Annotated in this window: 12 protein-coding genes; all 12 read left to right on the top strand. The window is 43.8% G+C overall.

Going from position 1 to position 11,875, the window contains the following annotated elements; all coding sequences use genetic code 11:
* The first annotated feature begins 12 nt into the window (after positions 1-12).
* The gene (locus EO124_RS02380; protein ID WP_127058174.1) at positions 13-1,215 is read left to right on the top strand and encodes a murein hydrolase activator EnvC family protein; all 1,203 of its coding nucleotides are present in this window, start codon (positions 13-15) and stop codon (positions 1,213-1,215) included.
* A gap of 1 nt (position 1,216) precedes the next feature.
* Positions 1,217-2,383: a S41 family peptidase gene (locus tag EO124_RS02375; protein ID WP_438873609.1), complete on the top strand. Its 1,167-nt coding sequence runs from the start codon at positions 1,217-1,219 to the stop codon at positions 2,381-2,383.
* A gap of 61 nt (positions 2,384-2,444) precedes the next feature.
* A complete protein-coding gene (obgE, locus tag EO124_RS02370) occupies positions 2,445-3,719 on the top strand; it encodes a GTPase ObgE (RefSeq protein WP_127058173.1) in 1,275 nt (424 codons plus the stop codon).
* Between the two features lie 18 nt (positions 3,720-3,737).
* Positions 3,738-4,025: a ribosome assembly RNA-binding protein YhbY gene (gene yhbY, locus EO124_RS02365; protein WP_127058172.1), complete on the top strand. Its 288-nt coding sequence runs from the start codon at positions 3,738-3,740 to the stop codon at positions 4,023-4,025.
* Between the two features lie 85 nt (positions 4,026-4,110).
* On the top strand, positions 4,111-5,277 hold the full coding sequence (gene proB / locus EO124_RS02360) for a glutamate 5-kinase (RefSeq protein ID WP_127058171.1): 1,167 nt from the start codon (positions 4,111-4,113) through the stop codon (positions 5,275-5,277).
* Positions 5,278-5,287: 10 nt separating this feature from the next.
* Positions 5,288-6,547: a glutamate-5-semialdehyde dehydrogenase gene (locus tag EO124_RS02355; RefSeq protein WP_127058170.1), complete on the top strand. Its 1,260-nt coding sequence runs from the start codon at positions 5,288-5,290 to the stop codon at positions 6,545-6,547.
* Positions 6,548-6,686: 139 nt separating this feature from the next.
* Positions 6,687-7,298, top strand: a complete 612-nt coding sequence (nadD, locus tag EO124_RS02350; RefSeq protein ID WP_021840649.1) for a nicotinate-nucleotide adenylyltransferase — start codon at positions 6,687-6,689, stop codon at positions 7,296-7,298.
* A gap of 13 nt (positions 7,299-7,311) precedes the next feature.
* On the top strand, positions 7,312-7,881 hold the full coding sequence (gene yqeK, locus EO124_RS02345; protein WP_127058169.1) for a bis(5'-nucleosyl)-tetraphosphatase (symmetrical) YqeK: 570 nt from the start codon (positions 7,312-7,314) through the stop codon (positions 7,879-7,881).
* Between the two features lie 12 nt (positions 7,882-7,893).
* Positions 7,894-8,961 carry an LCP family protein gene (locus EO124_RS02340; protein ID WP_127058168.1) on the top strand — a complete coding sequence of 356 codons (1,068 nt, stop codon included), beginning with the start codon at positions 7,894-7,896 and terminating at the stop codon, positions 8,959-8,961.
* Positions 8,962-9,095: 134 nt separating this feature from the next.
* Positions 9,096-9,458, top strand: a complete 363-nt coding sequence (rsfS, locus tag EO124_RS02335; protein WP_021840646.1) for a ribosome silencing factor — start codon at positions 9,096-9,098, stop codon at positions 9,456-9,458.
* 1 nt (position 9,459) lies between these two features.
* Positions 9,460-10,440 (top strand): CvfB family protein, encoded by a 981-nt coding sequence (locus EO124_RS02330; protein WP_127058167.1) that lies wholly within the window; start codon positions 9,460-9,462, stop codon positions 10,438-10,440.
* A 78-nt stretch (positions 10,441-10,518) separates the two neighbouring features.
* Positions 10,519-11,868 carry a Trk system potassium transporter TrkA gene (gene trkA, locus EO124_RS02325; RefSeq protein WP_127058166.1) on the top strand — a complete coding sequence of 450 codons (1,350 nt, stop codon included), beginning with the start codon at positions 10,519-10,521 and terminating at the stop codon, positions 11,866-11,868.
* The last annotated feature ends 7 nt before the right edge of the window (positions 11,869-11,875 follow it).

Here is an 11,875-nt window from a genome sequence, read left to right as displayed (position 1 = left end):
GAAGGGTTGGGTATGGCAAATAACAAATTATCCATGCGCATCGCGGCCGTTCTTTTGAGTACCACCATGTTAGCTTCCGTACCGCTTAGTACTATTTATGCCGAAGATGAGGATTTAACGAATCAGCTCAGCGGCATAGAACAACAAATGCAAGAAGCGGGTAATCGAAAAGCCAATGCGGAAGTTACGATTACGAATGTGTCTGAACAATTGCATCAGATTCAGGTGGAATTGGATCAGGCTACGGCTAATTTAAAAAGCTATGAACAGCAGCGTATGGCTGTAGAAAATGAAATTGTTAAGAATGAAAAATTGTTAGCCGAAGCGCAAGCTCGGTTGGCAACACGGGAAGGCGTCTTCAATAAGCGTGTCCGTGATATTTATATCAATGGTCGTCTCAGCTATTTGGAAGTTATCATTGGGGCCAAAGACTTCAGTGATTTTGCTAATCGCGTTGAAATGTTGCGACGTATTATTGATGCTGACATTAAATTAATCAGCAGCATTAAGACGGAACGTGAAGAAATTGCGCAACGGAAAGCCGAATTGGAAGCAGATCGTGCTAAAGTTGTAGAATTGGAAAACAAAGCACGTGAAACGCAAGCGGTTATTCAGAAGAAAAAAGATGAACAATCCGCTATTTTGGCACAGGCTCAAAATGATAAGGCTGTGGCTGAACAGATGCAGGCTGATTTACAGGCTTCCTCTGATGCCATTCGTGCTATGTTGCAACAGCGTGCAGCTGAACGTGCTGCCGCAGCGGCTGCCGCAGCAGCAGCGGCTCAGTCCGGTGGCGGCGGTGGCAGTAGTGATTACACCTATGTACAAGGGACAGGTCAACTTGCCTGGCCGGTATCCGGTGTTATTACGTCCGACTTCGGCTGGCGTAACCATCCTATTTTTGGACGACAAATTCTTCACTCCGGTATCGATATCGGCGTTGATGAAGGCACCCCGGTACATGCTGCCGATGGTGGTACTGTTGTATTCTCCGGTTGGATGGACGGCTACGGTTATGCCGTTGTTATCGATCATGGCAACGGTATTTCCACTTTATACGGTCATAACTCTGATTTGGCCGTATCGGAAGGTCAATCTGTAAGTAAGGGCACCGTTATTGCCTATGCCGGCAGTACGGGTAACTCCACAGGTCCGCACGTTCACTTTGAAGTGCGTGTAAATGGTGATCCTGTAGATCCACAAGGGTATTTATAAGATGAATAATGAAAATACAGAGCGTCGGTGGTCGGACTCCTTGAAGTCCGGCGTCCGATTCGCCGTTAAGTTTACGCTTGCAGGCATTGTATTTATGTGGCTCGTGTTTTGGTATATTTCCGGCTCCCCAATCGGCGCTGTGAAGTTCTTTTTCACATATTTTGTGGCCAGTCATTTCTATATGGACCCGGTTTCGAAACAATCTTTATTTGAAGGCTCTTTGGCCGGTATGATTAATTCGCTGGGGGAACCGCATAGTCAATATCTTAATGAAAAAGAATATAATGATATTTATATGCAAACATCGGCCAGTTACATCGGTGTCGGTATTGTACTCGGCCAGGATAAGGACGGCCTTATGAAAGTGGCTAGTGCTATTGAAGGCCAGCCTGCTGCGGAAGCCGGCGTTAAATCCGGCGATATCATTGTAGAGATTGACGGGGTTAATACATCTACTTTAACCATGGAACAGGCATCCAAGATGATTCGTGGTGAAGAAGGTACTAATGTTACGATTACCATAATGCGCGGTAATGAAGTTAAAGATATTACCATTACGCGCAAACAAATTACATTGCCAACGGTTAAGGGCAAAATGTTGGATGACCATATTGGCTATATCCGCATCAGTCAGTTTGCGGAACCAACCGGTCCTGATTTTGCCAAAACCTATAATGAATTAAAAGAAAAGGGCATGACAAAACTTGTCCTCGATTTGCGCGACAATCCGGGTGGTTTATTGACGACTGCCCAGGAAGTAGCTAATTATATTTTGCCGGCCGGTCCGATTGTTACGATTCAGGATCGATCCGGTCGTATAGAGTCTTATGACTCAGAAGGTTTGGAGCCTACCATTCCTATGGTTGTGCTTATTAATCAAGGTTCTGCGAGCGCCTCGGAAATTATTGCCGGTGCGGTGCAGGATGAAAAAGTAGGTACCATTGTGGGTACTAACAGTTATGGTAAGGGAACGGTTCAAACTATTTTGGGTGTTCCCGGTGATGAAGGCATTAAGATTACGATTGCCAAATATCATACGCCAAATGATCGGGTAATCGACGGCACAGGCATTAAGCCAGATGTAGAAGTTGAATTACCGGACAATGCGCAATCTGAAAGTGATGATACACAACTTCAGAAAGCATTGGAAATTTTAAAGACAAAATAATAGTGAGGCGGTAGCTATTTTGAGTTACCGCCCATATTACTATCAGAAAAGGATGAAAACTATGTTTATCGATCGTGCACGAATTTTTGTGAAAGCCGGTGACGGCGGCAACGGGATGAGTAGTTTCCGACGCGAAAAGTATGTTCCTAACGGCGGCCCAAACGGCGGCGATGGCGGTAAAGGAGCAGACATCATTTTAAAAGCGGACAGAAATATCAACACTCTCGTTGATTTCAGATATAAAAGACAGTTTAAGGGACCGGCCGGTGAAGGTGGTCAGAGCAGTAATAAATACGGCAAAGGTGCCGATAATATGATTATTCCGGTGCCGCTCGGTACGACTGTTAAAGATGAAGAAAGCGGTAAATTAATGGCTGACCTTATTGAAGACGGTCAGACCTATGTGGTGGCCAAAGGCGGCCGTGGCGGTCGCGGCAATGCGCACTTCCATACCAGTGCCAATCGTGCGCCGACGTTTGCGGAAAAAGGCGAACCGGGCGAAGAACGTTGGCTTCAATTGGAACTTAAAGTGTTGGCCGATGTAGGTTTATTGGGCTATCCGAGTGTAGGTAAATCCAGTATTATTCGTAAAGTATCTTCCGCAAAACCGGAAGTGGCGGCTTATCATTTTACGACGTTAACACCGGTTCTCGGTGTTGTGTCCGTAGCTGAAGGTCAAAGCTTTGTTATGGCGGATATTCCGGGCCTTATTGAAGGGGCCAGTGAAGGGGTAGGCCTTGGGCATTCCTTCTTGCGTCATGTGGAACGCAGTAATATCCTCATCCATGTACTCGATGTATCGGGCATGGAAGGCCGCGATCCGATTGAGGATTTCCATACGATTAATAAAGAGCTTGCTAAATATAGTGAAAAATTGAGCAAAAAACCTCAATTAATCGCATTAAATAAAATTGACATGTTACAAGACGAAGAAACATTACCTCGTGTAACTAAATATTTTGAAGAACAAGGTTATGAAGTATTCCCGGTAAATGCGTTAACCGGTGAAGGTTTACCGGATTTGGTAAATCGCGCGTGGTATTATGTGGAAAACTATGTACCGGAACCGGAAGCAGTCGATGATACCGTATTATACGAAGCTAAACCGGATACAGACTTTACCATTACCCGTGGTGACGATGCATCCTTCATTATCAGCGGTGCTCGTATCGAAAAATTAGTAGCCATGACAAACTTAGAAGATGAACAGGCGCTTCGTCGTTTCCAAAAAATTTGGTCCTATATGGATTTAGATAGAAAATTGAAAGAACGTGGCTGTAAGGACGGCGACGAAGTGGTAATCGGAGATCAACGCTTTACTTTCCACGATTTATAAGGAAGGACTAGGTAGACTATGACAGGTAAACAAAAACGATTTTTGCGTGCATTAGCCAGTACCATGCCGGCTGTAGTTATGATTGGTAAAGGCGGTTTGGAAGATGCTGTTATTGACAGTGCTCGTGCGGCCATTACGGCGAGAGAACTCATTAAAGTTAAAGTATTAAATAATGCCCCTGTGGACCCTGCAGAAACATTTGAAGAATTAGCAGCTATGTTGGGGGCCGAATTGGTACAGGTTATCGGTCACAACGGTGTTTTGTACAAAGCAAAAAAAGACCCCAAAATCATATTGCCCCGTTAGTCAGCCGAATTAATTCGCTTAATGCGTTAGTTTAGCTGACTTCCGGAAACATTAAAAGGTAATCTGATGATGAGGAGATATAATTATGAGCGAAAGAGAGTCTACTGTTAAAGTCGTAACAAATGAACATTCCCGTGACGTATTGGCCAAGGCTAAGCGTATCGTCGTTAAAGTGGGTACCAGTACCTTAACCTATGACACGGGACGGCTTAATTTGCGCCGAATCGAATCGATTGTAAAGCAATTGGCTGATTTGGCCAATCAAGGCAAAGAAATTATTTTAGTCAGTTCCGGTGCCGTAGGTGCCGGGTTGGCTCCTTTGGGGTTTAAAGAAAAACCAAAAGACCTTGTTATGAAACAGGCTGCTGCCTCCGTGGGGCAAGGGGTTTTACTCCATATGTATGAAAAGCTATTTCGTGAATACGGCCATACGGTAGGTCAGATTCTTCTGACTCGCGAAGACAGTATGAATCGCTCTCGTTATATCAACTTGCGCAATACTTTATATGCGCTGATTTCTTTAGGTGTTATTCCCATCATTAATGAAAATGACGTAGTGTCTATTGATGAAGTTAAAATCGGTGATAATGATACCTTGTCGGCTGTTATTGCAAGTACAGTTGAGGCCGATTTGTTGATTATTTTATCTGATATTGAAGGTTTGTATACGGCCAATCCACAAACAAATCCGGATGCCGAATTAATACATGAAGTAGACGTTATTACGCCTCATATTTATGAAATAGCCGGAGGTGCCGGTACATCACGCGGTACGGGTGGCATGTATACTAAAATCCAAGCCGCCAATATTGCCGTTAATTCCGGTGTGCACATGGTTATCGCTTCCGGTGAGCGCAATGATTCTATCGAAGTGATTGCCACCGGCGGTTTACGAGGCACCCATTTTGTGGCGCGTGATTCGAAACCGCATATGAAAAAACGTTGGGTGGCCTTCGGTAAGCGCCTTAAAGGTTCGGTTACTGTCGATAAAGGCTGTGCTGATGCTTTACTTAAAAAAGGTTCCAGTTTATTGCCGGTTGGTATTACGGCAGTAAGCGGTGAGTTTCATGAAGGGGAAACTATTAGTATCCTGTTTAATGACGAAGAAATTGCCCGTGGTATGGTAAACTTCTCATCAGCGGATCTTGATCAAATTAAAGGTTGCAATTCCCATGAAATTACGTCTATTCTTAAGATAGACAGTGCTCATACGGAAGTCATTCATCGTGATAATTTAGTAATCCTCAGATAGGAGTCTTAATATGACAGAGTACGCAACATATTTTGAAACTATGGGCCGTAAGGCTCGGGCCGCATCGACGGCTATGCAATTGGCTGATACGGCGGTAAAAAATAAATTATTACAGACCGTGGCTGATGTATTGGTAGCTCATATTCCGGCCATTTTAGATGCCAATGAAAAAGATATGGCACAGGCTGGTGATTATAATTTACCGCAAATCATGTATGATCGTTTGCGTCTTACTAAGGAGCGCATCGAGCAGATGGCTCTGGGCGTACGTCAATTGGTTGACTTGGACGATCCTATCGGTGAAGTCATGGAATCCTCTACCCGTCCCAATGGCATGGAGATTACGAAAGTCCGGGTACCATTGGGTGTTATTGCTATGTTTTACGAAGCAAGACCGAATGTAACTGTTGATGCAGCGGCTCTATGTATGAAAACAGGCAATGCGGTTATTTTGCGCGGCGGTAAAGAAGCATTTCACACCAATGAATGCTTGGTAAATTTATTGCGTGATGCGTTGACCGAAGTTAACTTACCGGCCGATGCGGTACAATTGGTAACCGTCACCGATCGTGCGGCCGTATCTGATTTACTGCGCCAACGTGAATACATTGATGTAGTAATACCTCGTGGCGGTGCGGGTCTTATTAAACGAATTGTAGAAGAAAGTCGCATTCCGGTTATTGAAACGGGGAGCGGTGTCGTTCATGTATATGTGGATAAAGATTGTGACGAAGCTAAAATTGTACCGATTGTAGTCAATGCTAAAGTACAGCGGCCATCTGTTTGCAATTCTGCAGAAACCTTACTTATTCACGAGGCGGTGGCACCTAAATTGTTGCCGATTATTGCGGATGCTTTAATGGCCAAACAGGTGGAACTTCGCGGTGATGAAGCTTCGCGGGCTATCGTTAAAGATATTAAAGTTGCTGAAGAATCGGCCTGGTCAACGGAATATAACGATTTAATTATGAATGTAAAAGTAGTGCCTTCCGTGGAGGCTGCCATTGCCCATATTAATCACTACGGGACGAAACATTCGGAATGTATTATTACGGAAAATAAAGAGGTGGCACAGGCCTTTTTACAACAAGTAGATGCATCTACCGTGTATGTAAATGTTTCCACCCGTTTTACGGATGGCTTTGAGTTTGGCTTAGGAGCCGAAATCGGTATCAGCACTCAGAAATTACATGCTCGCGGGCCTATGGGGCTCTTGGCGCTTACTTCGTATAAATATTATGTGCAAGGAGATGGCCAAATTCGTTCATGATAAAGTGGCTCAATATGGTACGAGCTTATGGCTCCTACATAAAAACACCTAAGGGACGCTATGAATGGCTATCCTATATTAAAGCAATAATACTGTGGCTTGTATTATCATTGTTAATTATGGGGATAATGTACTGCTTATGAAACTTACAGGAAGAATCGGCATCATCGGAGGTACCTTCAATCCAATTCATTTAGGCCATTTGATGATAGCGGAAATGGCGCAGGAAACCTATGAACTTGACCGCGTTATTTTTGTACCGGCGTATCATCCGCCTCACAAACATGAAGACGTGATTGATGCAAAATATCGCTATGAGATGACGGCGGCGGCTGTTATGGACAATCCTAAATTTACTATTTCCGACGTTGAATTTAAACGGGAAGGGCCGTCTTATACGGTAGATACAATAAAGTACTTCCGTGCCCAATATGGTGAGGATAAGGAATACTATTTCATAGCCGGTACAGATACCATTCAAGACTTACCCAATTGGAAATATATTGATGAACTGCTCGGTTTATGCCATTTTATAGGGGCTGTACGACCGGATGGTTCGGCGGCTATTGAAAAGATTATTGAATATTTTGGCGATTTAGGTCGTGACCGTATTCATTTGCTCGAAGTGCCGCTCATGCAGCTGTCGGCTACGGATTTACGTCAAAGATTGCGCACCAAGCGCAGTGTTCGCTACATGATTCCTAAAGCCGTAGTTCAGTATATTGCACAACATGATATTTATAAAAAGTGAGGCAACAAATACTATGTTTGAAGAAATTATTAATGATTTACAAATGCGACTTAGTCCTAAACGTTTCGCCCATACTTTAGGTGTGGCGAGAGCCGCTGTAGGATTGGCCCAACGATATGGTGCCGATCCGGAAGAAGCTTATATTGCCGGCCTTTTGCATGATTGTGCTAAAGAATTGCCTTTATCGGAAATGCAGCGTTTGGTAGATGACGCGGACATCAAAGTGGATATGGATATGTATGTAAAAGGTGCGCTATTGCATGGTGTAAGCGGTGCCGTTATGGCCCATGATCGCTATGGTGTTATTGACGGTTATATTCTTGATGCCATTCGTTATCATACGACGGGCCGCGTAGGTATGACGCAATTGGATAAAATTATTTTTCTAGCCGATTATGTGGAAGAAACTCGTGATTTTCCGGGTGTGGACTATTTGCGCAGTCTGGCCTTGGAAGATTTGGATGAAGCAGTGTTGGCCGGTTATGATACGACAATTCGTCATTTGTTGGATCAAGAATTGAGTATTTATTTTAAAACCATTTTAGGCCGTAACGATATGGTACGGCGTATTCATAATCGATAGGGTGCGGGTAGTATGGAAGAAGAAGTGCGTAAAAGACCGACTCGGCGGGTGCGGAGAAAACCCAAAGTACGTTGGGGACGGGTCATCTTAGCTTTGGTAATACTCATAGTCCTGGTAGGCGGTATCGGTTTTGGTTTATGGCGCGGTTATCAGGCAGCGGTAAGTTATTTTGGTGGTTCAGCTACGACCGAGACAACAACGACGGCCGATGTGGCACCACCATCGCAGCCCAATCAAGTAACGACAATTCCTTTAGAACAAAAATCACTGGATAAGCCGATTTATATTTTATTGGTAGGCAAAGATAGCAATAATCCGGCGCAAGGGGATGCTCTCTTTTTACTATCCGTAAATGAACAACAAAAAAATATTGATGTAATCGGTATCCCGTCCAATACAAAAATTTACAGCCGTGATAATAAGTCCGTGTCTATGATTAATACCATGTACAGTAGCGGTAATATTGAACTTACTAAGGCCGTGGTGGAGGATTTATTCCATATTCCCATTCCCTATTATGTGGTGGTCGATGAGGCGGCTTTTAAAGATACCCTTGATGTACTGGGGGCTCAAGATATGTATGTGGAAAAAGAAATGGTACATATTGACGACGCTACCGATACAGCCGATGTTAATTTGGCCCGTGGGTATCAAACATTGGATGCGGATAAAGCGTATCAATATGTGCGCTTTGTGGATGCCGATAAAAATGCATTCAGTCGTACCCAGCGTCAAGAACGGTTTTTAAAACAATTATTGAGTTCTCAGGAAGACACTTTTACTATTTCCCGCATGTGGCATGTGTGGCGCCTCTGGAGCCACTATGATTCTAATATCAGTACGACTGACGCGGTTAAATTGGTTATGAGTTTGGGTAGTCTTACCGGTAATAATATTCAGTACTATATTTTACCGGGCACCAGGGAAGTGCTTAACGGCGAAATATTCTGGACCTACGACCCGGTAGAAGCACAGCAATTATTGGGCATTACCTTAGGCAATGCCCCGATTGAAGGCGGTGGCGACGGGACAACTGATGATTCGAAAAATACTTCGACCGGTAACGCCAAAGAAGGATAAATATTAATTTACTATGTTATAAACAGTATTATAATTGTTAAAATAATTATAGGGATTGTAACGGTTAGTCGTGACAATATATTGTATTTAATTTTATAGTTTATTGTTGGCGATGATTATAAAAAGGAGATTTCATGAAAGAGAAACAAGAAATTAAAGACGTGGCATTAGCATTGGCACAAGCAGGTTTTGACAAAAAAGGTACAGACATTGCCATTTTGGATTTGGAAGGTTTATCCAGCTTAGCGGATTATTTCGTATTGGTGAGTGCGTCCAACGTAAAACAGGCACAGAGCATTGCCGATGAAATTGAAGATAAAGGGGCTGAAGTAGGCGCTACCGTGCTTCATCGTGAAGGTTATCACGAAGGGGAATGGATTCTTTTGGACTTCGGCGATATTATCTGTCATGTCTTCGGCGGGCAGGAAACACGCTCTTTCTACGGCTTGGAACAGCTTTGGAATGATGCGGCTCGCGTAGAATTTACAGGGGCTTAATATGGCAACACAATTATCTGAAAACACATTAGCCACGCTAAAGGTGTTACGTCAAAGCGACCAAGGTTCGTTCTTGGACGGTGGTACGGGCAATACCAATGATGACATTTTACTTCATAAGGATCAACAGACCGCACCGGTGAAAATCGGCGATGAAGTACCGGTATTCTTGTACAAAGATCCGAAAGGTCGTCTCACTGCCAGTATGCGTTTGCCGGCCATTAAAGAAGGTCAAATCGGCTATGTGGAAGTTATTAATAAGACCCAATTCGGCGTTTTTGTCGAAGTGGGGACCGAACGCGGTATATTTATGCCACACGCGGAAATGCGTGGTCGTCCGCAATTAGGCGAGAAAGTCTGGGTTCGTTTATATACGGATAAGTCCGGTCGTTTAGCTGTTTCTATGGATGTGGATGATGCTATGCGCCGTGCCTCCAAACCGGCCACAGAGGCTCAAGTAGGGCAAATGGTGCGCGGTGCAATCTATAACTTCACCTCCGACGGGGCATTTTTTATCACGCCGGAACGATGGATTGCGTTCATTCATAACAGTGAAATGACACATCATTTGAAGGTGGGCGAATTGATTGATGCTCGCGTTACCTATAAACGTGATGACGGACGTGTTAACGTATCCATGCGTCCTGTAAAAGAAACGGCTTTGACCATTGATGGCGAAGTGTTATTGGAATATTTATATCAGCGTAATGGTCGTATGCCATACAGTGATAAATCATCGTCTGATATTATTAAAGCAAAATTCGGTTTCAGTAAAGCAGCCTTTAAACGTGCTGTAGGTCATTTAATGAAAGAAGGTAAGGTTATTCAGGAAGAAGGCTGGACCTTATTGACCGAAACGGGTAAAACAGCGGCTGAGGAACTTGTGAAACGTAAGGCAAACGGTGACGCTCCTAAAAGTGCAGGTGTAACCGAAGCGTCTGTCACAGGTAAGGAAGCCAAAGAGGATACTCGTAAGGCGTAGTGACGGCAAATAGAAGGCGTAATCAATTACGCCTTTCTTTGCATTTACCGACATATTGAATTTGAGGGTTGATTAATTATGAAAATTATTGTGGTAGGCGCCGGTAAGGTTGGCTATTCCGTAGCACAGCGCCTCGTGCAAGATGAACATGATGTATATATTATTGAAAAATCGGCAGAGCGCATCCGTAATCTGGAGAACAGCTTAGATGTAAGCCTCGTTCATGGTAACGGCAGCAGTTTACAATTATTAAAAGAAATCGGTATGGATGATGTGGGTATGCTCATCGCCGTTACTGATTCCGATGAAGTAAATATGCTGGCTTGTTCGGTGGCAAAAATCGGCGGGATTCCTCGTACCATTGCTCGTGTTCGTGATAATGATTACTTGAGAGAAGAAAACCGCGAGTTACAGGAACAATTAGGGGTTGATTTATTTATTAATCCGGAGATGGTATCGGCTCAAGAAATTGTGCAGGTATTACAGACTCCGGCAGCTCTTGATGTGGAGGATTTTGCCAGTGGGGCCGTCCGTCTCATGGAATTTAAGATGCATGAAGACGTTCCTTATATTAACCAACGTTTGCGGGATATTCAATTTCCGGAAGGTGTTATTATTGTAGGCATTCTTCGTAACGGCGAAATGATTATTCCTCATGGCGAAAGTCGTCTGTTGAATATGGATAAAGTATTCTTCTTGGGGGCGAAAGACGCTATTTTGAAAATAGCCGAAGAATTCCACGAAGAAGCCATGATGGAGCAAACCAAGCGTATTCTATTGATTGGGGCCGGCCTTATCGGTCGCAATTTGGCAGTTCTCCTCGATCGAGCCGGTTACATGGTTAAAGTTATCGAAAAAGACATGGAGCGCTGTGAGCTTTTGGCATCTATGGTAGAGAATGCCATGGTTATCAATGGTGACGGCACAGATATGAATTTATTGGAAGCGGAAGAAATTTCCGATTGTGATGCTATTATTTGCCTTACTGATGATGATAAATTGAATCTGCTGGTGGCCTTATTGGGCAAACATTTAGGTGTGCCAAAGACAATTGTACGCGTTGGTCGACCGGAATATATTGTCCTTATGGAACAAGTGGGGATTGATATTGTATTTTCGCCGCGCCTTTTGACATCTGGCGAGATTTTACGTATGGTACGACGCGGTGAAAATGTAGTGAGCATTTCTACTTTTGAAGGTTCAAAAGCGGAGGCTGTAGAAGTGGTATTGAGTCCGGTATCGCCGCTTGTGGGTTGTGCTTTAAAAGATTTGAAGCTCCCCGGTAAAGCCTTGGTAGGTGCCGTTGTACGTGATGGTTCCACTATCGTGCCGACCGGTAATACGGTGCTTTTTGCCAATGACCATATTGTTTTCTTTACGTTGCCGAATCATGTTAATAAACTATTAACGTATTTGAAGCCGGTTTAATCGAGGT

Source organism: Veillonella ratti (assembly GCF_003992115.1).
GTDB classification, from domain to species: Bacteria; Bacillota; Negativicutes; order Veillonellales; family Veillonellaceae; genus Veillonella_A; species Veillonella_A ratti.
Note: the sequence above shows the minus strand (reverse complement) of the source record. Positions and strands in the feature narration are given on the sequence as shown.